Below are 23152 nucleotides of genomic sequence, written 5' to 3' on the forward strand. Positions count from 1 at the left end.
CCGATTCTGCCAGGTTGGGGCCACCCTCAGGCGCCATGGCCGACCGCCTCCTCCTCAAGGACGCGAGCGCGGAACCGCCACAGCAACATCATCGTCATGGCCGCCACGAAGTTGAGGGTCACAGCCGCCCAGGGCAGGTCATAGGTCCCGAACGTGTCCACGCCCCAACCGAATACCACCGGCCCGATGGTCAGACCCACGGCGAACCCGAGCACGATCGACGCGGTGCTCTGTCCGGTCTGCTTGGGCTCCGACAGCATGATGGCGGCCATCATGCCGACCGACATCCACGAGCCGGTGCCCATCCCCACCAGCACCGCCCCCACCCAGATCAGGAAGGGCAGGGTATAGCCGGCCACCCAGGTGGCGACCAAGGCACCCGCGGACAGGGCGCCGATCGCCAGCAGCGGGACCGAGGGATGTCCGGCTCGCTCTGCGATCCTTCCCCATAGCACCCGCCACAACGCGCCGGACGCGCCCGATACGGCGATGACCGTACCCGCCAGGGCCACACCCATGCCGAGGTTCTCCTGGGCGTAGAGCGGAACGAAGGCCGAGTAGGTGCCCACGCCGATCCCCATGGTGACTCCGTAGGCCGAGAGCCACCGAACCGCACCGGGGAGGCGCACGCGCCGTTCCCCGGCGCTGCGCGCCGGAGTCCAGGCGGCGGGTCCGGCGGGCACGATGGCGAGGGTGAATGCGATGCCCACCAGCGCCACCAGAGAGGCGAGTACCAGCGCCATCCGCCATCCGAGGCGGGCCGCAGTCACCGGCAGGGCCAGGCCGGTGGCCAGGATCCCGATCTGCACCCCGGACTGCTTGATTCCGGTTATCCACCCGCGGGACCCGGCAGGAACGTTCTCGACGATGATGTTGTTGGTCGCCGAGTTGGCCCCGGCGGCCGGGATTCCGGCTATCGCAGCGAACATCATCAGGGACCAGAAACCCCAGGAGAAAGCCATCGTCAGCAGCCCCAGGAACACGAACAGCAGCATCAGGATCTGGGTGTAGCGGCCGCTCAGGCGGTCGGCCAGCACCCCGAGCGGGATGCTGGTGATCATGATCGCGAAGGCGTGGAAGGTGGCGACCGCTCCGATCTCGGTCCGGGTCAGGCCCAGGTCATCGATGAAGAAACGGGACAGTATCCCGATGATCGGCCCGGGCGTCATCGATAGGGCCATCGCACCGGCGAGTACGGCCGAGAGCCCCACGAGGCCAACCCTCCGGGGTGCTTCGGGGCTCGGGCCGAGACGGTGGTCGATGTCGGAGTGCTCCCTCGGTGGCTGCCGCAGGAGGGTACTCACCCGCCGGGCACGGGATCGCCCGCGCCGGATGGCGTCAAGCCGTCCTCGACACGTAGCCGACCAGCTACCGGTCCGTGCCGACCCTCAGCCCGGACACGGCGCCGTCGGGCGCCACCCCCAGCCCGGGCGCATCGCTCAGGAGCAGGCTCCCCTCGACCAGCCGGGGGAAGGGTTGGGCCAGGCCCTCGCGGAGCGGGTTGGGGTTGGAATCGACTTCGAGCAGGCCGTCGCCACCCGCCGCCGCCAGCAGGTGAGCGGAGGCCACGACCCCGATTCCCGCCCCGAGGTGGTGGGGGCAGTAGCGGCGACCGGCTGCCAGGATCCGCCTGGCGACCGGCAGGCATCCCGAGATGCCGCCCCACTTGGTCACGTCCGGCTGGATGACGGCCAGCGCTCCGGCCTCGATGGCCCGGGCGAAGGCCGCCTCACCGTGCAGGTTCTCACCGCCCGCCAGGGGGGTGGGAGAATCGGCGGCGAGGGTCCTCCAGTCGGCTTCGGCCCGGTCGGCCGGGATGGGTTCCTCCAACCAGGCCGGTGCGTAGGGTGCGAGCGAGCGGATCATCGACCTGGCCTCGCCGGGGGACCACGCCTGGTTGGCGTCCACGGCGATGGTGGCTTCCCGGCCCAGTTCGCGCCGCATCCGGTCGAGGTTGGCGAGGTCGCGCCGCCTCCCGAAGCCGACCTTCAGCTTGAAGGCGCGGTGGCCCCGCTCCCGGGCCGCGGCGGCCTGGCCTGCCGGATCCTCCGGCCCGATCCCGCTGGCATAGGCCGGGACCTGTCCGCTCCCCGAACCGCCGAGGAGCCGCCAGAGCGGCAGGCGGGCCTGCCGGGCCGCCATGTCCCAAAGCGCTATGTCGATGCCGGCGATGCATTGGCTGAAGGGCCCCGGCTCGCCGGCCTGGATGCCCACCAGCCTGAACCGTTCCGATAGGTGATGGAACACGGCCTCGGGCCCGGGCCACGGCCTGCCGACGACGGCCGGAGCGAGCACCCGGGCGATCAGGTCGGCCCGGTAGCCGGCGGCGGGCTCCGGGAAGTTGCACCACACCTCCCCGTATCCGTGGACACCGTCGGTGGATCGGGCGGTCACTACGACCGCCGGGCGGTCCGCCATCTCCCCGAAGGAGGTCCGCACCGGACGGGTGACGGGGGCGCGGTAGACGTCGACGGTCAGCGACTCGATCGCGAACGGGTCGACGGCAGGGAAGCCGGGGTCGTCGCGGGTGGTGCCGGTGGGACTCATGGGCACGAGTATGGTTACCGCCGTCGGCAAAGGCCAGGAAGGTCGATGGGTTCCAGCACTGATTCGAGCGGAACGCCCAGGGGCGGAGGGCAGGAGGCACAAGAATACCCGGAGCCGGGCTTCGAGGGTGTGATCGGACCCGACTTCCGGGAGTCGGTTCCGTGGTGGCCGCCGATGGCGAACGATGCCCGTGGCAAGCCGGACGTGGTGCTGGTGGTGCTCGACGATGTGGGCTTCGCCGGCCTCGGATGTTACGGGGCCGAGGTGGAGACCCCGGTGATCGATGCGCTGGCGGAGCGGGGCTTGCGCTTCAACGACTTCAACGTCACCCCCCTGTGCTCACCGACCCGCGCCTGCGTGCTCACCGGGCGCAACCATCACAGCGTCGGGATGGCCTACCTGTCGAATGTCGACTCGGGATTCCCCGGACACCGGGGTCGGGTTACGAAGTCGGCCGGGACCATCGCCGAGGTGTTGCAGGGCGCCGGGTACGCCACCATGGCGATCGGGAAGTGGCACCTGGCGCCGCTGGAGGAGACCACCGCGGCCGGTCCCTACGACGAGTGGCCGCTCGGTCGGGGGTTCGGCCGGTACTACGGGTTCCTAGACGCCCTGACCGACCATTTCTACCCGGACGTGGTCGAGGACAACCACCGGGTCGAGCCGCCGGGCAGGCCCGAGGACGGCTACCACCTGACCGAGGACCTGGTGGACCACGCCATCTCCTACGTCCGCGACCAGGTCTCGGTCAAGCCCGAGCAGCCGTTCTTCCTCTACGTGGCCTTCGGGACGGCGCACTGTCCCCACCAGGCGCCACAGGAGTACCTGGACAAGTACCGAGGGCGCTACGACGAGGGCTGGGACGTGATCCGCCAGCGCCGGTTCGCCCGCCAGAAGGAGCTCGGGATCGTGCCCGAGGACGCCGCTCTCGCGCCGCTCAACCCCGGGGTGGAGGAGTGGGACAACCTGAGTCCCGACCAGCAGAACCTCTTCGCCCGGTTCCAGGAGGCCTACGCGGCCATGCTGGACCACACCGACGCCCAGATGGGACGGTTGTTCGACTTCCTCGACTCGATCGGGCGGCTCGACAACACGATCGTGGTGGTCCTCTCCGACAACGGCGCCAGCCAGGAGGGCGGGCCGGACGGCGGTGCCGACATCGTGACCTACGAGGAGGACCGCTTCTGCACCGTCGAGTTCAACATGGAGCGGTTCGACACCATCGGCGGGCCGCATTCCCAGACCAACATTCCCTGGGGATGGGCGCAGGCCGCCAACACGCCGCTCCGCTGGTACAAGCAGAACACCTACGCGGGCGGGGTGCGGACGCCGCTGATCGTCTCCTGGCCGGAAGGGGTGGCCGACAACGGCGGGGTGCGCACGAGGTTCGTCCACGCCATCGACATCGCCCCCACCATCCTGGATCTCGTGGACGTGGCGCCGAAGGCCTCCTACGGGGGAGTGGACCAGATGCCCTACCACGGCGCCAGCATCCGTGACGTGCTGGACGATCGCGCCGCCCCCGCTCCGCGCGACCGGCAGTACTTCGAGATGATCGGCCACCGCGCCATGTGGCACGACGGCTGGAAGGCGCTCACCCGGCACCGGCGGAACGAGCCGTTCGAGGACGATCCGTGGGAGCTGTACCACATCGACTCCGACTTCTCCGAGTGCAAGGATGTGGCTGGGGAGCACCCCGAGAAGCTGGCCGACCTGGTGGGGCAGTGGTCCGAGGAGGCGGCCCGATACTCGGTGTTCCCCTTGGACGACCGCTACCTGGCGGTGCGGGCCTCCACCTTCACGCCCCCGGGGACCCCGAGGGCGAGAGACACGTTCTCCTACCTGGGGGGTTCGAGCCGGGTGCCCGGCGCCGCCACCCCCCTGGTGTTCAACCGGGACTTCAGGATCACGGCCCGGGTCGCTCCGCTGGACGCCGCCGAAGAGGGGGTGCTGGTGGCGGTGGGCGACGTGAGCGGCGGCTACGTCCTTTACCTGGCCGCCGGGCATCTCGTGTTCGAGTACTGCTATCTGGGTGATCGCCAGACGCTCACCTCGTCCGGCCCGGTGCCATCAGGCGCGACCGAGCTGTCCTTCGGGTTCGAGAGGACCGGGGACTACCGGGGCATAGGTCGTCTGGAGGCCGACGGCCGGACTCTCGGTGAGATGGAGATGGTCTCCATGGCCCGCGGGATGATCTCTTGGGGGTCTCTCAGCGTGGGAGCCGACACGCTGTCCCCGGTGAGCCGTTCGTACGAGCCGGAGTTCCCGTTCACGGGCCACCTGGAGCGGGTCGACTTCGACCTCGGCTGAGCCCGGATCGAGAGAACCGCTTCTTGTCGGGGGAGGCCGCGGCCTACTCCGACCTGTGGGGACCTCTTCGCTCGCGCAGTAAAATCGTCGGATGGCCATGCCACCTACCGTTGCGACGCCATGGTGCCAGCCGGGATTCTGGGCCGGCATCCGGCCGCGAGTGTGGTCGGCTGTCGGGTTGTCTCCGGTCGCGTACGCGGACGAGGCCTTCTACGCGGACGAGCAGGCCCGGCTGTTCGGCCGGGCGTGGACCGGCGTGGCTCTTGCCAGCGAGTTGTCCAGGCCGGGACGGCTTCTCGTGCGGTCGGTCGCCGGGAAGTCCGTGCTGCTGACCCGGTCCGGGGATCGGTTGCGCGGTTTCCTGAACACCTGCCGTCACCGGGGGACCGAGCTGGCCGATGCCGACTGCGACATCGCGGGGGTCATCAGGTGCCCGTACCACCGCTGGAGCTACTCGACCGAAGGCCGGCTGGTGGCGGCGCCGCTCTTCGAGGCGTCACCCCCGTCGGATTTCGACCCCGCCGACTGGCGTCTCGTGCCCGTGCGGGTGGACACGTGGGGTCCCATCGTCTTCGTCTGCCTTGACGAGGAGACGCCATCCCTTGATGTGTGGCTCGGTGACCTGCCGGAGCGGTTGGCCGGCTACCGATTGGAGGAGTGGGAGCTCGCCGACTTCGACGGAGCGACCGCCACGTTCGATGTCGGGGCCAACTGGAAACTTCTCGTGGAGAACTTCGCGGAGTACTACCACCTGCCGTGGGTTCATCCGAAGCTGGCCAAGGTGTCACGCGTCAAGGACCACTACCGCTACCAGGGTCCCGGGATGTACTGCGGGCAGACCACCACGCCGGTCTCGAGCGACCAGCACGAAGACTGGGTGATACTGCCATCCGCCACCGGTTTGGGCGCATCCGACGCCGCCAGCGGTAGGTTCGTCGCCGTGTTCCCCAACGTCCTGCTGGCCGTGCTGCCGAACCACGTGTTCCTCATCCTGCTCGAGCCGGCCGGCGTGGGGCGGACCATCGAGCACTGCACCTTCCTGTTCCCGCCGGGCGCCGTGCCGTCGCCCGAGGACGAGCTGGGGCGGCAACGGTTTGCCGAAGCGTTCGAGACCACCCGGCGATTCTGGGTTGACGTGAACGATGAGGACATCGACATCTGCGAACGGGTCCAGCGGGGCGTTTCCCGGGCCGGCGCGCCGCCGGGTCCCATGGCGCCTCGCTTCGAGGAACCCCTGAACCGCTTCCACAACATGACGGCCGATCTCATGACCCGCGAGTCGGTGGCGGATCTGGTGGTACCGGGCGGGGACCGGCCGGGCGACGTCGATCTCTACGGCACCAAGCCGAATCCCATGCCGCCCCCCATCGAGGTCGAGGCCGCACGGAAGTCCCGCCCCAGCGCGTAGGCGGCTCCCCTCGAAGCGGGGCATCCGACTCCCGCTAGCCGCGCGCTCCGATCTCCTAGGCTGGGGTTATAGCGACTTGACAGCCCCATCTTCCGGCCGGTGTGCTGGGAAGATGAACAATCAGGGTTGAGGCGCGGCAAGTACGAGGAACGAAGGGTGTCATGGAGTCCACGCAGGAGAGTCGACTGTCCGGGCTGTCACTTGTGGCGGGCGTGGTCTTGGTGGGTGTCGGTACTTTCTTCCTTCCAAGGGGGACAGGTTCGAGAATCGACTACGTCCGCCTCGTGACGTTCAGGGCCGAAAACGCTGAACTCACCCATGCGATGTCGCTGCTGACCATCCTCGGCGTCCTGCTGTGGGTCGCCGGATTGGTCACCCTGTCACGAAGTATCGTCGCCGGTCATGGCACGACTGACGCCATGGTGCGTATCAGCATCGCCATCCTGCTCGTCTCCGCGGTCATGCATCTGGCGGTGAACGGCATCCAGCACATGATCGTCCACTTCATCAACCACGGTGTCGGGGAGGGCGTAGGAGCGGACCAGACCGACGGACTGACTGCTATGGCCGTCACCCTGCAAGGAGTAAGGGCCGGGCTGTTCATGATCAAGGAACTCTGCGAGACGGTCGGATTCCTGGTCCTCGGCCTGGCGACATGGCGCAGGGTGCCCGCCGGCCTGCCCAGGATCGCCGCCGCGGCGGTGGTGGTCGCGTCTGTCGCCGAAGTGGTGGCGCTGGTGATCATCGAACACGCACACGACTTGACCGACAACATGCTGCCCATCCTCGTGGTAGGCGGCGGCATCACTTCCATCTGGCAGGTCCTGATCGGCGTCGGCCTTTGGAGGGGATCGCACAAGATGATCGCGGCGTAGCCTCTGGACCTGAGGCGAGTTAGATGCGGTCCGAACTGTCGCCAAGAGTCCCGCCCATGGTCTCGAGTGTGACCGGTCCCACCCGATCTGTTATTGCCGGATCGGCCCGCGAAGGCGGTGGCATCCTTCTGTCCTATGACGTGCGATGTCAGGACGGATCACCGGAGGCGCCCGCATCATGAGCGACGCAGTGCTGGTGGTCGGGGTTGGCATGACCCCGTTCGTGGGGTTCCGGGCCGATGCGAGTGTCCGGGACATGGTGGTCGAGGCGGCGCGAGCGGCGCTCCTCGACGCCGGCGTCTCCGCTTCGTCCATCGATATGGGTGTTGCGGCGTACGAGAGCGACCACTTCAATCGCCAGATGAGCCTCGGTCACATCCTCCAGGACAGCATAGGGCTGGTCGGCAAGCCCACGCTCCGGGTGGAGGGTGGCGGCGCTACCGGCGCCCTAGCCATCCGCACCGCGATGATGGCGATCGCTTCGGGCACGGCCAGATCCGTGCTGGTGTTCGGCGGGGAGACCAACGGGAAGTCCGTCGACCGCGCCACCGCCACGGAGCTCCTCGCCATGTCCGCCGACTTCGAGTGGGAGACGCCGGTGTTCGGGACCTTCGCCGCTCCCTACGCGCTGATGATCACCGAGCACATGCGGCGCTATGGAACCACGGCAGAGCAGTTCGCCGAGATCGCGGTGAAGAACAGGCGCATCGCGCTGGAGAACCCCGACGCCCACAAGGGCATGTCGATCACGGTGGAGGACGTGCGCGGTTCGGCCCCTCTTGCCGATCCCTACCGCCTGTACGACGCCAGCCTGCTCAGCGACGGCGCGGCGGCTGTGCTGCTCGCCACCCGGGAGTGGGCGGAACAGCACTCGTCCACCTTCCGGGAGCGTCCTCCGGTGGCGGTCCTCGGTTCCGGGTCCTCCACCGACCATCCCCGCCTCTCCGACCGGTCCGATGAGATGTTCCCCCACTTCGCGGCCAAGCGGAGGGCGGCTCGGGACGCCTACCGGATGGCCGGCATCGATGACCCGCCGCGGGAGATCGATGTGGCCGAGGTGTACGACTCCTTCAGCGGAGCGGAGTTCCAGGCCTACGAGGACCTCGGTCTCTGCCCGGTGGGAGAGGGCGGCCTGGCGGCGGCCGAGGGCCGCTTCGACCTGGGCGGGCAGGTCTCGGTCAACACCTCGGGCGGGCTGCTGGGCAGGGGGTCGGCGGTGGGCGCCACCGGCATCGCCCAGGCGGTGGAGGTGACACGCCAGCTCAGGGGCGAGGTGTCCGGCGCCCGAGCCGTCCCGGACGCCCGGATCGGGATCACAGACACCCACGCCGGGGTCGGATCTCTGGTGGTGGTCAACGTGTTCGGGTGCACCGCATGAGCCCGTTCGAGGGATCTGTTGCAATCACCCGATTCGGGCCGGCGAAGACGCGATGCCAGAATCTGTCTCACCCCCGTTGTACGTTGACCATCGCCAAGCACCAACACTGGCCGGAAGCGTCTCGCCGATCGGTTCGGTCAGCCCGAGGGAACATCAAGCTCGATGGAGCGGAGGGCCGCATCCCGGCAGCCGGCAGGGCATGGCCGACCACGCTCCGAACAGGACAGGTGGTGGTGGGGGAGGGCCCGGTGCGGAGCGCCGTTCGGCGGAGCGATTTTCGCGTTCTCGGGTCGTTCCGGGGTGTCGGGCGGCAGGTCACGATACCCGTTCCCGGGTCCCGGCGGAGGATCCGGGCAAGGCACGGGGGGCTCGTTCGCCAGGGGAGGAGCGCCTGATGCGCGTGACCGGTGTCGAACGGGGGACCACTCCATCGGGAGACCCCTTCTCCTTGCTCCATGTCGAGATGGCCCAGCGGTACCGCCATGCGGTCGGGTCGGCCGATCCCTTCTATCGGGGTCTTGAAGAAGGGGTGCTGCGGGCCACCGTATGCCCGGAGTGCGGGTCGACCTGGTTCCCTCCCCGGCAGTTCTGCGATACCGACCTGTCCGAGGCCACCTGGTACGACCTGCCCGGCACCGGGAGGATCGTGGCCGCCACCCGTGTCCACAGCCCCCCTCCGTTCGGCGGCATCGAGGTTCCCTACATTCTCGGCTCGATCCGGCTCGACGGGGTGGCCGGGGGCATCACCCACCGGGTGATCTGTGACGAAGTACCGGTGCGGGGTACCGTGGTGGCGGTGACGTTCAGCAACAGCCAACCAGCCCATCCGCTCCTGCGGATAGCGTTCGCAGTCGAGGAGGTGACCGCGTGACCCGACCGGTCGGCATCGAGATCTTCTACTGGCTCGACAGGTGGTCGGACGACCAGTCCTCCGTGTTCTCGAAGGCCGCCGAGGCCGGCTACGAAGGGGTGGAGATCTCCCTGGTGGCAGGCCTCGACGTGGGCGTCGAGCGGATGGCGAATACCGCCCGGTCGCTGGGCCTCGACGTTCTGTGCAGCACCGGGCTGAGCCCGACCATGGACATATCCAGCCCCGATGCCTCGGTTCGAAGGGCTGGTATTGACCATCTGCGACGGTGCCTCGATGACGCCGCCCGGCTGGGCAGCCCGATCCTGGGGGGTGTCACGTACGCCACCTGGATGGGCTTTCCGGAGGGTGACCACGATGGCTACCGGGAGCGATCGGCAGCCGCCCTTCACGAGATCGCCGGCTACGCCTCCACACTCGGCATCGATGTCTGTCTGGAAGTACTCAACCGGTTCGAGACCTTCATGTTCAACACCGTGGCCGGCTGCCTGGATTTCATCGACATGGTCGATCATCCCTCCGTCAAGGTCGAGCTCGACACCTTCCACATGAACATGGAGGAGGACGACCTCGCCGGGGCCGTCCGCCTGGCGGGGAGCCGGATCGGCCACGTCCAGGTGGCCGCCAACAACCGGCGGGCGCCCCAGTACGGCCACATCGACTGGGCTTCGTTCAGCGAGGCTCTGGACGACGCCGGCTACGAGGGTTGGGTGGTCTTCGAGACCTTCCCCAACTCGAGGGTCGAGACCGGCCAGGCCACCTATGCCTGGCGGGATCTGACCGACCGTCCCGATGAGGACGCGGCGGAGGCGGCCCGCTTCATCCGGGAGAACATCGCGTGAGCGTCCGCAGCCGGCGTTTCCTCAACGACCCGGCGCGGGCGGTGGAGGAGATGCTGGAGGGATACGTCGCCGCCCATGCCGGCATCATCTCGCTCCGGGACGGCATGGTGGTCCGCGCCGTTCCCAAGGCCGAGGGCAAGGTGGGCGTGGTGATCGGCAACGGTTCCGGCCACGAGCCGGCCATGATCGGCTGGGTGGGGGAGGGGCTGTTCGACGTCAACGTGGCCGGTCCGATCTTCTCCTCGCCGGGACCGGCGGCGATCCTCCGGGGTATCGAGGCGGCCGACCGGGGCGGCGGGGTGCTGCTACTGGTCTCCAGCCATGCCGGGGACATCATGAACGCCGAGCTGGCCATCGACGAAGCGGAGGACCAGGGCATCGACGGCGTGGAGATGGTGGTCCTCTACGACGACGTGGCGTCGGCTCCCAAGGACCGGATCACGGAGCGGCGGGGCGGCGCCGGGCTCTTCTTCGTGTGGAAGATGGTGGGGGCGGCGGCCGAACGGGGCGACTCCCTGGAGGCATGCGCCGCGATCGCCCGCAAGGTCCGGGATCGCACCCGCTCGCTCTCGGCGGCGACCGGCACGGTGGTCCATCCGGTGAGCGGGCAACCCCTCGGGGACCCCGAGGACACCACCCTGTCGGTGGGCATGGGGGTTCATGGCGAGCCGGGCGACCGGCTCGGCGAGGATGTCGGGGCGGACGAGATCGCCGGGCTGATGATCGACCGGCTCCTGGATGACGCCGAACTACCGTCCGGGGCGCAGGTGGGCCTGCTGCTCAACAACGCCGGATCGCTGACGCTGATGGAACTGTCGGTCCTCTACCGGGGGGCTCGCGCCGCCCTGGAGCGGAGGGGCATCGAGTCGGTGCGGTCCTGGATGGGCTCCTACGCCACCACGCTCGATATGGCGGGGTTCGCGTTCGCCATCTGCCACATGGATGGCGAGCTGATCGATCTCTACGACCGGCCTGCCGCGGGAGCCGGGTTCACGATGGCAGGTCGGTAGCGGCCATGATCGACCGGGACCTGGCGGTGCGGCTGGTGGTCGCCGCGTCCACGCGGGTGAGCGACCACCGGGACGAACTATCGCGGCTCGACTCGGTGGCGGGCGACGGCGACCACGGGGTCAACATGGCGACCGCCCTGGCGGAGGCCGCCCGCCGGGCCGAGCAGGGCGATCACGGCACGGCCGCAGACGTGATGAGAGCCACCGGATCCGCCTTCCACGAGACCGTGGGCGGCGCCGCCGGTGCATTGTTCGGCGCCTTCTTCGGCGCTCTGGCCGGGCAGCTCTCCAAGGCGGCGGCGCCCGATGCGCCCCAGTTGGTGGCCGGTTTCGAGAAGGGCCTCGCCCGCGTGGCGCGGGTGGGCAAGGCGGAGCCTGGCCACAAGACCATGATCGACGCCCTGGCGCCGGCGGTGCGCGATGCCCGCCAGTCGTTGGACAGGGAGGATAGCCTGGAGGCGGTGGTGGCCGCGGCGGCCCGGGCCGCGCGCCGGGGCGCGACGGCGACCGCGGGCATGCGGCCCTCGGCGGGGCGGGCCCGCTTCGCCCCGGACCACAGCCTGGGAACCGAGGATCCCGGCGCCAACACGGTGGCCCTGGTCCTCGAGTCCTGGGCCCACCAGTTGAGAAGCGAGGTGAGGGTATGAGCGGAGGGCGACTCCGGGTCGGATACGTGGGCGTGGCGTTCGAGAGCTATTACGCCGACGAGCACGACCAGTACCGGCGGGCCATCACCGGCCTCAGCCGCCTCTCGGACGAGCTGGACTTCGACCTGGTGGCCATCGAACAGGGGATCGGCGATCTCGACGCCGCCCGCGCCGCTGCCGACCACCTGTCGTCCCGGCAACTCGACTTCCTGGTCCTCCAGGCGGCTGCATGCGCCTCGGGCGAACTGCTGGAGCCGCTGGCGGCGGCCGCTCCCCGGCTCGGCCTCTGGGCCACTCCCGAGCCGGTACTGGAGGGATCCATCCAGCTCCACTCGCTGGTCTCGACCAACCACTTCGCCTCAATAATCCGCCGCTACCTGCGAGACCGGGGTGTGCCCTACAAGTGGTTCCTGGGCCACATCGACGAGCCGGAGACCGAACGGCGCTTCCGCGTCACCTTCCGGGCGCTGGCGGGGATCAAGGCGATGGCCTCGGCGCGGATCGGCTGGATAGGCGGCATCTCTCCCGGCTTCTACAACATGCTGTTCGACGAGGCCGGCCTGGAGAGCCGGTTCGGCACGACGGTCGGGACCCACACCATCGACGAGGTGGTCCGGCTGGCCCGGGCCGTCGAGACCCGCCCGGCCGCCTCCGTGGTACGGATGGCCACCGACCTGGCCACCGAGGTGACCGCCCCCTCGGTCGGCATGGACCGCAACGCCCGCCTCTACCTGGCGCTCCGCCGGATGATCGAGACGGAGGGGTACGACGCCCTGGCGGTCCAGTGCTGGCCCAGCTTCCAGGAGGACTTCGACATGGCACCGTGCATGGCCTACAGCCTGCTGGGCTCGGAGGACGGTGTGGCGGTCTCGTGCGAGGGGGACGTGCCCGGAGCGGTGACGATGCTCCTGATGAACTCCATGTCGCCGAACCATGGGTCGGCCACCCTGCTGGACCTGACCACCCTCGACCTCGAAGCCGATGCCGCCCTGCTATGGCACTGCGGGGTCACGCCCCGCCACTTCGGCGCCGGCAACGGGATCCGCTGGGTCGATCACGTGACGCTGGGCCGCAAGTCGGATATCCGCTACGGGGTGTCGGGAGACCTGCTGTTCGCTCCCCAGCAGACCACCATCGCCTATGCGGGGGACGACTTCCGCGAGCTGTTCATCGCTACCGCCGAGGTGGTGGACACCGGCAAGGCCGGGTTCGACGGCACCCGCGGCTGGTTCACCCGCTTCCGGCTCAACGGGGAGCCGATCGAGTTGATGGACCTGGTCAACACCGTGATGGTCCAGGGCCGGGAGCACCACTACGCCGTGGCGCAGGGTGACCTGTCCTCGGAGCTGGCGGAAGTGGCCGCCTGGCTCGGCATGCGCACCACCCAGCCCATCCCGATGCGCGATCACCTACAGATCGAGGGCCTCAACACATGACGGCGGACATGCCAAGCCGCATCGACGAACTGATCGCCACGGGTCGGGCCAGGCCTGCGCTGCGGCGTCTCGGCGACCTACCGGTACCGGAACCGAGGAGTCCGGGCGACCCGATCCTCTCGGGGGAACTGGCGAAAACGCGCCGCACTGAGCGCTACTAGCGTCTCGTGTCGTCGGCTCGCGGAGATCTGTGTCTCGCGACCGTCGCGGGCGGCGCGGGTCTGGTACGCGCACGAGGGGGTTGAAAGTGTCACGCGCCCGTCGCATACTGCCCGGCAGCTACAAACACCGCCGGTTTCTTGCTGTTCGACGTCGAGGGAACCGGAACCGGGATCAATTCGGGAGCGGACCCGCAGGGGATGGCGGAACGCGTTCGGACCGAAGGAGGTGGTGGCTGGGGGATGGGCCCGCCGGGTTGGGGCGTGTTCCGGCGTTTTTCGCGTTCTCGTCGTCTCGGGAGTGGATCACGAACGATCGAATCAGGGCACTAGATTCCTTGCCTGTCGTTTACTTGATGAGGTGGTAGCGCACGCTATGAAGGCAGGATCATCGGCTCGTTGCGGGAGACGTGTGGTATGACGGCGTCCTCCGATATCCGGTCGGGGGAGCGCTCGGAGCGTCTGGCGCGGGTCGCTACGGAAGACGGTCTCTTCACGGTGCTGGCGATCGATCATGTGGGGTCGTTCGCCCAGACCGTGCGTCCGGACCAACCGGATGCCATGACCGCCGCCGACATCAGCGCCGCCAAGGAGCCGATCATCGCGGCGCTCGGCCCGATCAGCGGGGCGGTCCTGATCGACCCGGGCTATCTTGTGGCCATCGAGTCGACCGGTCCGGGCCGCCCGGAAGGTCTGGGCCTGATACTCGGCATCGAGGACGGGGACTACTCCGACGTGCGCACGGCCCCTCGTCTCCTCCCCGGCTGGAGCGCGGAGCGGGCGGCCGAGATGGGAGCGGACGCCGTCAAGATCTCCGTGTACTACGACCCGGACGGGGACATGTCGGCGGCGGAGCGGTTCGTTACGGATGTGGTGGGGCAATGCCGGGCGGCCGGGTTGCCGCTCTTCTGCGAACCGCTGGCGCTGTACGAGGATCCCGGGGACCGTACACGGGCCGTGCTGGAAGGGGTGAGAAGGCTAGGCCCGCTGGGCGCCGAAGTGCTGAAGCTGCAGTTCCCCGTCATGCCGGAGGCCGGCCGACGCGATCCCGAGGAGTGGGCCGAGGCCTGTGCCGAGGTCGACCGGCTGAGCCCGGTTCCCTGGGTCATCCTTTCCGAGGGCAGCGACTTCGGGCTGTTCCGCGACCAGGTGCGGGTGGCCTGCGCGGCGGGAGCGTCGGGGTTCCTGGGAGGTCGGGCCATCTGGCGTGAACTCGCCACCGGCGAGCGTGACGCGCAGCATGCCGCCGGGCGGATGACCGAACTGTGTGCCGTGGCCCGGGCCGAAGGTACGGCTTGGACGACCTCGCTGGCTCGGCGCAGCACGACCAGGTAAGGCCGGAACGGGCCATGGCAGGCAGCCGGCGTCTCTACTCCGACCTGGCCTATTTGTGGCCGCTCGTCAGCCCCCCGGAGGACTACGCCGAGGAGGCGGGCCACTGGAGGGACGCCATCCGCGCCCGGCTGGGCGGGGGGCGCCATCGCATCCTCGAACTCGGCGTGGGTGGCGGCCACAACCTGTCGCATCTCACCTCCGACTTCGAGGCCACCGGGGTCGACCTGTCCTCGGAGATGCTCGAGCACTCCCGGCGGTTGAACCCCGGCGTGGAGCATCACGTGGGCGACATGCGGACGGTGCGCTTGGGGAAGGTGTTCGACGCGGTGCTCATCCACGATGCGGTGGCCTACATGCTGACTGAGGACGACTTGAGGGCGGCCTTCGCCACCGCCCGGGCCCATCTGCGACCGGGCGGCCTGCTCCTGGTGGCGCCCGACCTGGTGGCAGAGTCCTTCGTGGAAGGGAAGGTCCTGCGCTGGGACATCCCGCCGCCATCCCGGCCCGGCGACCCCGAGGTGAAGGTGGCGGAGCGGCTGACCGACCCCGATCCGACCGACACCACTATCGAGTCCTGGATCACCTACACGATCACCGAGGGAGGCCGCCGGCGTGTGGAGACCGACCTCCACGTCACCGGCCTCTTCCCGCTGGCGACCTGGGTGTCCCTCATGGAGGAGGCCGGCTTCGAGACCGAGGTCCTTCCCCTCCCAGGCGACGGAGACGGATGTGGGGAAAACCTCTTCTCCGGCGTGCTGGACGAGTGCCCGTCGCCATAGCCAGTGGTCTGTCTGTGGAGTGGCGGTGGTGGTGTGACCGCCAGAACACTCCTGGTTGTTGCTCCGACAGACCACTAGATTGGCACCCGCGATCTCCCACCAACCAGCGAGGTACAGATGACCGTAGAAGACATCAGCACCGTCGACCAGGAGGCATCGGCCGCCAAGTGTCCGGTGTCGCCCCAGATGCCCGCCACTATGGGCTCGCTGGCTAATCACCACTGGTGGCCTGAGCAGGTGAACCTGCGGCCGTTGAACAAGAACTCGCCTCTGATCGATCCCATGGGCGACGGGTTCGACTACGCCGAGGCGTTCAACAGCCTCGACCTCGCGGCGGTCAAGGCCGACCTCGAAGAGGTGATGACCGACTCGCAGGACTGGTGGCCGGCCGACTACGGCCACTACGGGCCGCTGATCATCCGGATGGCCTGGCACAGCGCCGGCACCTACCGGACCTTCGACGGGCGGGGTGGGGGAGGATCGGGTACGCACCGCTTCGCGCCCCTCAACAGCTGGCCCGACAACGCCAACCTCGACAAAGCGCGCCGGCTGCTCTGGCCGGTCAAGCAGAAGTACGGCCGGAAGATCTCGTGGGCCGACCTGATGATCCTCGCCGGGAACGTGGCGCTGGAGTCGATGGGCTTCGAGACGTTCGGATTCGGCGGCGGCCGCGAGGACGTGTGGGAGCCCGAGGAGGACATCGACTGGGGACCCGAGACCGGCTGGCTGGACGATGAGCGCTACAGCGGCGACCGGGATCTGGCCAGCCCGCTCGGCGCGGTGCAGATGGGCTTGATATACGTGAACCCCGAAGGACCGAACGGGCGGCCCGACCCCCTGGCGGCGGCGAGGGACATCCGGGAGACCTTCAGCCGCATGGCCATGGACGACACCGAGACCGTCGCGCTGATCGCCGGCGGGCACACCTTCGGGAAGACCCACGGCGCTGCGGATGCGGGCCGGTACGTCGGCCCCGAGCCGGAAGGCGCCACCTTGGAGGAGCAGGGCCTGGGCTGGGCGAACGCGTTCGGCAGCGGGAAGGCGGGGGACTCGATCACGAGCGGGCTCGAGGGCGCCTGGACTACCACCCCGGTCACCTGGGACAGCTCCTTCTTCGAGATCCTGTTCGGCTATGACTGGGAGCTCTCGCAGAGCCCGGCGGGGGCGTGGCAGTGGATCCCCGCCAACGGGGCGGCGGCCGGGACGGTGCCGGATGCTCACGACCCGTCGGAGCGGCACGTCCCCGTGATGCTGACCACCGACCTGTCGCTCCGTATGGACCCCGTCTACGAGCCGATCTCGCGGCGCTTCCTGGAGAACCCGGACGAACTGGCCGACGCCTTCGCCAGGGCGTGGTACAAGCTCACCCATCGCGATATGGGACCCGTGGCCAGGTATCTGGGGCCGGAGGTTCCGGATGAGCAGATGATCTGGCAGGATCCGGTCCCGGCCGTCGACCACGAGCTGGTCGACGAAGCCGACATCGCCGCTCTCAAGGCGATGATCCTCGACTCCGGGCTCTCCGTCTCGCGGCTTGTGTCGACCGCGTGGGCCTCGGCGTCGACGTTCCGCGACAGCGACATGCGCGGGGGAGCGAACGGCGCGCGCATCCGGCTCGCCCCCCAGAAGGACTGGGAGGTCAACGACCCCTCCGAGCTGTCCACCGTGCTGGCGACCCTCGATGAGATCCGGGGCGGGTTCAACGGCTCCCAGAGCGGTGGCAAGCGGGTGTCACTGGCGGATCTGGTCGTCTTGGGCGGGTGTGCCGCCATCGAGCAGGCGGCTCGCAACGCCGGCCACGACATCGAGGTTCCGTTCTCGCCGGGACGGACCGACGCCTCGGCGGAACAGACGGACGCAGAGTCGTTCTCTGTGCTCGAACCGACCGCCGACGGGTTCCGGAACTACCTGCGTAACGGTGATGGGCGCCGGCCCGAGACGCTGCTTGTCGACCGGGCCAGCCTGCTGTCGCTGACCGCGCCGGAGATGACGGTGCTGGTCGGCGGCCTCCGCGTGCTGGGCGCCAACTCGGCGGGGTCCTCGCTCGGCGTGCTCACCGACCGGGTCGGGACGCTGACCAACGACTTCTTCGCCAACCTGCTCGACATGGACACGATGTGGCAGGTGTCGGACACCGAGCACGTCTACGAGGGCCGTGACCGCGCGACGGGGGAGGCGAGGTGGACGGCCAGCGCGGTGGACCTCGTATTCGGCTCCAACTCCCAGCTTCGAGCTATAGCTGAGGTTTATGGTGCGGACGACGCCGGGAAGAAGTTCATGGAGGACTTCGTGGCGGCGTGGAACAAGATCATGAACCTCGACCGCTTCGACCTGTCCTGAGCCCTGCGACTCGACTTTCGCGTCTGTCCCAGGAGTGCGGAGTCGGGTGAACCTCCGGACCGGATCGGGACACACCGAGGCCAGTTGAACGGGAGGGGTCCACCCACCGTCCGACAGCCGGTCGTCACGGACTTGCGGAGTGTCGGGTGGTGTGGAACGCTGGATAGATGGCGCGTATCGAGGTCATTCCCGACGATTCCTGGGATGGTGAGCTCGGCGATCTCTATCCACGGGTCGTCGATCCCGCATACGGGCGGGTCGACAACATCATGGCCGTGCACTCGCTCAACCCCCGCGGCATGGCTGCGCACCTGCGCCTCTACGAGTCGGCGATGGCCGGCACCGCGACCCTCCGCAAGGTCGAGCGGGAGCTCATCGCCCTGGTGGTGAGCCTCGAGAACGACTGCCACTACTGAGTCGTCCACCACCGGCGCGGTCTGCGCCGCCTGATCAAGGACGATGAGCTGGTCGAGGCGATCGAACAGGACTGGACAGCCGCCGACCTGTCGCCCAAGCGGCGGTCGATGCTGAGGTTCGCCGTCAAGCTGACCACCACGCCCGCCGCAATGGACGGAGCGGACGTAGAGGCCCTGCGATCGGCCGGTTTCTCCGATCGTGACATCCTCGACATAGTCGAGGTGGTCGGCTACTACGCCTACGCCAACCGGGTCGCCGACGGTCTCGGCATCGAGACCGAATCCTGGATCCCCGACTGACCCACCCGGAGCCGGCAGGCGCGCTCGTTCCCCCGCCGGCAGCAGGAACAAGATCCGGGGGCCTCGTTAGCATCGTTCGGTGATGAGCGCCGGAACCACCAGCCTCGGCCGCCGCCCGGCCGGAGTGCCCCTGGGGGACCGGTAGTGCTCGGCCGTCTCACCGATTTCGCCTGCAGCCGCCGCGGCAAGTGGGTGACGCTCATTGTCTGGCTGGCGGCCGCCGGCGCGCTGATCTCGCAGCTCCCGATGCTGGCGGACGCCAACGAGAACGAGCAGGCCCTCTTCCTGCCCAGGGACGCCGAGGCCACCCGGGCGTACCGGTTCGCCCAGGAACGCTTCCCGGCGGCCGGCACGCCGGTCCTGGTCGTGTTCCGCGAATCCGGGGGCCTGGGGCCTGCCGCCTACGCGGCGGCGGCCGAGCTGGCCGCCTGGCTGTCCGGCCCGGCGGCGCCGGACAACGTGGGCCAGGTTCTCAGCCCCGACCCGGTCATGGGGCAGAGGACCGGCCTGGTGTCGCCCGACGGCACCACCATGTACGTCTTTGCGGAGGTGGCCGGCGAGCCTGCCGACCCGGCCTTCCTCGACACGGTCCAGGCGATACGGGACCGATCGGCGGCGTTCGATCTGGGCGGCGTCGAGGTCGCCGTGGGCGGGCCCGGAGGCCTCATCGTCGACCTGGTCGGGGTGTTCACGCAGATCGACACGCTGCTCCTGGTAGTGACCGTCCTGCTGGTGCTGGTGCTGCTGGTGATCATCTACCGCTCTCCGGTCATGGCCGCCATCCCGCTGCTGGGGGTGGGGCTGGTCTTCCAGATGGCCGGGGCCATAGCGGCCTGGTACGCCCTCCGCTTCGGGATCCCCATCTCGGGGCAGACGACCGGCATCATGACGGTGGTCCTCTTCGGCACCGGCACCGACTACGTGCTGTTCGTCTCGGCGCGTTTCCGGGAGGAGCTGACGCGCCATGACGACCGCCACGAGGCGATGAGGCTGACCATGCGCGGCGTCGGCGGCGCGGTCGCCTCGGCCGGGGCGACGATCCTGGTCGCGTGCGCGGCGCTCGGGCTCGCCACGCTGCGCTCCTACCAGGCGCTCGGCCCCATCATCGCGCTGGCGGTGGCGCTGATGATGCTGGCCGCCCTGACCCTCATTCCGGCGGTGCTGACCATCTTCGGCCGGCGCGCCTTCTGGCCCGCGCAGCCCCGCCTGCAGGCCGGCGCCACGGAGCGGACAGACTGGCGGCGCAGCGTCTACGGCCGGATTGGCGGGGTCGTTCTGGGCAGGCCAGTCCTGACCCTGGTCGTGACGGGGGTGGGCCTGGCGGTGCTGGTGGCGGGCCTGGTCCCGTTCCGGGCCAACTACGACCAGCTCGACCGGCTGCCGTCCAATACGGAATCGGTCCGCAGCTTCGAACTGTTGCGGGGCGGGTTCCCGGCCGGCGAGCTCTCTCCCACCCAGGTCTACGTCTCCCTGCCCCCGGGCGCCGGCGCCCTCGATCCTGCCGTGCTCGAGCAGCTGGATGTCCTCACGCTGGAACTCGCCGGCCACCCGGCCGTGGCCGACGTCTCCGGTCCGAGCAGACCGTTGGGGATACGGGGGCCGGACATCTCCCGACTGCCGGAGGGGAGCGGGCGCCGGTTCGTCTCCGCCGACGGGGGAGCAGGCCGTATCGAAGTGGTGCTCGTGGAGGAACCCTTCTCCGGGGAGGCCCTGGATGCGGTACCCGAGTTGCGGGCCCTCGCCCGCCAGCAGGCTTCGGCCCTGGGCCTGGCCGCCGGGAGCGTGCTGGTGGGCGGGGACACGGCCGAGGCCTACGACACCCGCACGGCGGGCAACAGGGATTCGGTGGTCGTGCTTCCCCTGATCCTCCTGGCCATCGGAGTGGTCCTGGCCCTGCTGCTGCGCTCGCTCATCGCCCCGCTCTACCTGATGGTGACGATCGCCTTCACCTACTTCGCGACGCTCGGGCTCGTGGTGGTGGTGTTCATCGTCCTGGCCGGCCACACCGGGCTGGGTCCCGCCGTCCCGTTCTTCCTCTTCGTGTTCCTGAACGCGCTGAGCGTCGACTACAACATCTACCTCATGTCGCGCATCCGCGAGGAGGCCCGGACGGCCCCGCTCAGGGAGGCGACCCGCCATGCCCTGGCGCGCACCGGGCCGGTCATCACCTCCGCCGGGCTCATCCTCGCCGGCACCTTCTCGGCGCTGATGACCCTGCCGCTCCAGGACCTGCTGCAACTCGGGTTCGGGGTGGCGATCGGGGTGCTGATGGACACCTTCATCACCCGCACCCTGATAGTTCCGGCCGTGGTCTCCCTGCTGGGCCGGTGGAACTGGTGGCCCTCCCGGATCACGGCCTGACGGCGCCGGCCCGGCGGATCGGCCCATCAGGCAGGGGGTTTTCTCCCCTTACTCGCCCAGGCCGGCGATCCACGCGTCGAACAGCTGGTAGGAACCCTCGTTCAGCTCCGCCCGGGCGTCCTCCATGCCGACCGCGAACTCCTCCGGGTTGCTGCCCGCCCGCTCCACCATCCAGCGGGCACCGTGGTTGGCCCACCTGTTGGCCGCGGAGTTGTGCGCCTCGGGATGGAACTGGATGGCCAGCGCCGACCCCAGCTCGAAGGCCTGGGGATACCGGTCGGACCGGGCCAGCAGCACGCTGCCGGGAGGCAGGTCGAAGGTGTCCTGGTGCATCTCGAACACCCTCCGTCCGGCCACTTTCGACACCACCGGGTGGCGGTAACCGGCTTCGGTGAGCTTCACCGGGACCGCGCCGACCTCCGGACGGTCGGCCAGATAGGCCCGGCCCCCCAGGGCGGCGGCCAGCAGCTGGGATCCGAGGCATATCCCCAGCACGGGAACGTCCCGCTCCACCAGCTCGCGCACCAGGCGCATCTCGTCGACCAGGTAGGGAAACTCGTCCGTGTCGTAGGCGCCCATGCGGCCGCCAGTCATCACCAGGACGTCCACGTCCTCGGCCCGTGGGAGCGGGTCCCCGTCGATCACAATGATCTCCTCCCACTCCATCCCGGCATGCTCCAGGCGCTCGGCCAGCCTGCCCAGGGACTCGTGGGTGTGCCTGATCACCACCATCCTCCCCATCGGCCGGAGTCTATCGCGCCGCCGTGGAGAGTCAGGACCGATGGTTGCACCCGGCAGGAGCCGGGATCGGCGGTCACGGAGCCTCGGAGGCGTCATGCTCCCTGTGATTCGAGACCTGGCATTGATTCGCCCTTGGGTCAATTGGGGCCGGTGGGAAGTATCATGAGCCGGGTCCCGAAGACCGGGGAGAATCAGTGACAGCAGCCGAGCGTTCCGCCTCCCTCAGCCGGCGCCGGCCGGCCCTGGTGGGGTTGGTCGCGCTCGCGCTGGTGGTCGCCGCGACTTCTCCGGCGCCGGCCGCCACCGGCGCCGTCGGAGGCTTCACCGACGTGCCGGAGGGCAACGTGCACGAGCCAGCCATCAACGCCCTCGCGGAGATGGGCCTGTTCGAGGACACCCTTTGCGAGGACGGCCTCTTCTGTCCCGGCGACCCGATGAAGCGGTGGGTGATGGCCGTCTGGCTGATCCGGGCGCTCGGTGGCGAGGTCACCACGACCGGGTCCTCCCGCTTCGCGGACGTCGACGCCGCCTCGTGGTGGTCCCCCTACGTGGAGGAACTCGCCGACCGGGAGATCACCAAGGGATGCAGAACTGAACCGCTCCGCTATTGCCCGGACGGGACCGTAACCCGGGCCGAGATGGCCAGCTTCCTGGTCCGCGCCTTCGATCTCGAACCCGCCGAGTCGTCGGCCGGGTTCACCGACGTGGACGTGGGCAGCATGCACGGAGCCGACATCGACGCCCTGTTCGCGGCCGGCGTCACCGCCGGCTGCGCGGACGATCCGCTCCGCTACTGCCCCGGCCAGTCCGTCAAACGGGGCGAGATGGCCACCTTCCTGCACCGGGCATTGCTGAAACAGCAAGAGGAGGCCGGGATCAGCGACGATGTCCCAGATGTCAGCCTGACCGACGTTTCCACCGGCGACACCGTGGAGCTCCGGTCGCTGTTCACCGGCGACAAGGCGGTCATGTTCTGGTTCTGGGCCGAGTGGTGACCCACTTGCCGGGGGCACGCCCCCGAGGTCGAGCGGTTCGCTCGAGAGAATGCCGACAAGGTCAACGTGGTGGGCATCAACCCGCGGACATGGAACAATCTGGGCGAGGCTAGGAGCTTCGTGAGCACGTACCGGCTCACCTTCACCAACCTCTGGGACAGCTCGGATACCGTCCGGAGGCACTACGGCAGCCCCTACACGTCCAGGGCGCTCCTGGTCGACAAGCACGGCAACCGGGTGGAGCAGGCTCCCAGCCTCTTCTCCACCAGCAGGTTCCAGAGGCTGGTGGACGGCCTGGACTAGCGGCCCATCGGTTGCCGGTGGGGAGGGAATGTCGGGAGAAGGCCCCGGCCGGGCCTACCGGCAGGCAGGAGTGCCCGGAGCCGTTGGTCCGCCGGGTCGGGCA

18 protein-coding genes and 1 pseudogene are annotated in these 23152 nt (G+C 69.1%); 16 read left to right on the forward strand and 3 right to left on the reverse strand.

The features are described 5' to 3' along the window. Window positions 1-26 precede the first annotated feature (26 nt). Complete coding sequence (locus tag OXM57_04900; GenBank protein ID MDE0352006.1) at window positions 27-1211, reverse strand: MFS transporter; 1185 nt, start codon at window positions 1209-1211, stop codon at window positions 27-29. Window positions 1212-1368: 157 nt separating this feature from the next. Then, entirely contained in the window at window positions 1369-2547 is a 1179-nt protein-coding gene (locus OXM57_04905) for a mandelate racemase/muconate lactonizing enzyme family protein (GenBank protein ID MDE0352007.1), read from the reverse strand. Between the two features lie 45 nt (window positions 2548-2592). Between OXM57_04905 and OXM57_04910 the strand changes: the two genes are divergently transcribed. The 14 genes from OXM57_04910 to OXM57_04975 all read left to right on the forward strand — a co-directional run bounded on the left by OXM57_04910 (window position 2593) and on the right by OXM57_04975 (window position 21010). Continuing rightward, complete coding sequence (locus tag OXM57_04910) at window positions 2593-4857, forward strand: arylsulfatase (protein MDE0352008.1); 2265 nt, start codon at window positions 2593-2595, stop codon at window positions 4855-4857. A 178-nt stretch (window positions 4858-5035) separates the two neighbouring features. Next, the gene (locus OXM57_04915) at window positions 5036-6265 is read left to right on the forward strand and encodes an aromatic ring-hydroxylating dioxygenase subunit alpha (protein ID MDE0352009.1); all 1230 of its coding nucleotides are present in this window, start codon (window positions 5036-5038) and stop codon (window positions 6263-6265) included. A 161-nt stretch (window positions 6266-6426) separates the two neighbouring features. Continuing rightward, on the forward strand, window positions 6427-7140 hold the full coding sequence (locus tag OXM57_04920) for a hypothetical protein (GenBank protein ID MDE0352010.1): 714 nt from the start codon (window positions 6427-6429) through the stop codon (window positions 7138-7140). A 178-nt stretch (window positions 7141-7318) separates the two neighbouring features. Further along, complete coding sequence (locus tag OXM57_04925) at window positions 7319-8518, forward strand: thiolase family protein (GenBank protein ID MDE0352011.1); 1200 nt, start codon at window positions 7319-7321, stop codon at window positions 8516-8518. A 394-nt stretch (window positions 8519-8912) separates the two neighbouring features. Further along, window positions 8913-9389, forward strand: coding sequence for an OB-fold domain-containing protein (locus tag OXM57_04930; GenBank protein ID MDE0352012.1), 477 nt, complete (start codon window positions 8913-8915; stop codon window positions 9387-9389). Beyond that, entirely contained in the window at window positions 9386-10228 is an 843-nt protein-coding gene (locus tag OXM57_04935; GenBank protein MDE0352013.1) for a sugar phosphate isomerase/epimerase, read from the forward strand. The genes OXM57_04930 and OXM57_04935 overlap by 4 nt, the downstream gene beginning before the upstream one ends. Continuing rightward, window positions 10225-11238: a dihydroxyacetone kinase subunit DhaK gene (locus OXM57_04940; protein ID MDE0352014.1), complete on the forward strand. Its 1014-nt coding sequence runs from the start codon at window positions 10225-10227 to the stop codon at window positions 11236-11238. The genes OXM57_04935 and OXM57_04940 overlap by 4 nt, the downstream gene beginning before the upstream one ends. Before the next feature lie 5 nt (window positions 11239-11243). Further along, window positions 11244-11885: a dihydroxyacetone kinase subunit DhaL gene (gene dhaL / locus OXM57_04945; GenBank protein ID MDE0352015.1), complete on the forward strand. Its 642-nt coding sequence runs from the start codon at window positions 11244-11246 to the stop codon at window positions 11883-11885. Then, window positions 11882-13321 carry a hypothetical protein gene (locus OXM57_04950; GenBank protein ID MDE0352016.1) on the forward strand — a complete coding sequence of 480 codons (1440 nt, stop codon included), beginning with the start codon at window positions 11882-11884 and terminating at the stop codon, window positions 13319-13321. Before dhaL ends, OXM57_04950 begins: the two co-directional genes overlap by 4 nt. Before the next feature lie 575 nt (window positions 13322-13896). After that, the gene (locus OXM57_04955) at window positions 13897-14814 is read left to right on the forward strand and encodes a hypothetical protein (GenBank protein MDE0352017.1); all 918 of its coding nucleotides are present in this window, start codon (window positions 13897-13899) and stop codon (window positions 14812-14814) included. Continuing rightward, entirely contained in the window at window positions 14775-15593 is an 819-nt protein-coding gene (locus tag OXM57_04960) for a class I SAM-dependent methyltransferase (GenBank protein ID MDE0352018.1), read from the forward strand. The genes OXM57_04955 and OXM57_04960 overlap by 40 nt, the downstream gene beginning before the upstream one ends. A gap of 117 nt (window positions 15594-15710) precedes the next feature. Continuing rightward, a complete protein-coding gene (gene katG, locus OXM57_04965; protein ID MDE0352019.1) occupies window positions 15711-17933 on the forward strand; it encodes a catalase/peroxidase HPI in 2223 nt (740 codons plus the stop codon). A 167-nt stretch (window positions 17934-18100) separates the two neighbouring features. Continuing rightward, window positions 18101-18649 (forward strand): peroxidase-related enzyme, encoded by a 549-nt coding sequence (locus tag OXM57_04970; protein ID MDE0352020.1) that lies wholly within the window; start codon window positions 18101-18103, stop codon window positions 18647-18649. Between the two features lie 144 nt (window positions 18650-18793). Further along, entirely contained in the window at window positions 18794-21010 is a 2217-nt protein-coding gene (locus OXM57_04975; protein MDE0352021.1) for an MMPL family transporter, read from the forward strand. Window positions 21011-21058: 48 nt separating this feature from the next. On the opposite strand, the gene OXM57_04980 is transcribed toward OXM57_04975, so the two are convergent. Continuing rightward, complete coding sequence (locus OXM57_04980) at window positions 21059-21751, reverse strand: type 1 glutamine amidotransferase (GenBank protein MDE0352022.1); 693 nt, start codon at window positions 21749-21751, stop codon at window positions 21059-21061. Window positions 21752-21945: 194 nt separating this feature from the next. On the opposite strand from OXM57_04980, the gene OXM57_04985 reads away from it, so the two are divergent. After that, window positions 21946-22746 carry an S-layer homology domain-containing protein gene (locus tag OXM57_04985; protein ID MDE0352023.1) on the forward strand — a complete coding sequence of 267 codons (801 nt, stop codon included), beginning with the start codon at window positions 21946-21948 and terminating at the stop codon, window positions 22744-22746. An 18-nt stretch (window positions 22747-22764) separates the two neighbouring features. Further along, window positions 22765-23049 (forward strand): annotated as a pseudogene (locus OXM57_04990) (hypothetical protein). Window positions 23050-23152: the final 103 nt, after the last annotated feature.

The sequence above is a fragment of the bacterium genome (genome assembly GCA_028820935.1).
GTDB lineage: Bacteria > Actinomycetota > Acidimicrobiia > Spongiisociales > Spongiisociaceae > Spongiisocius.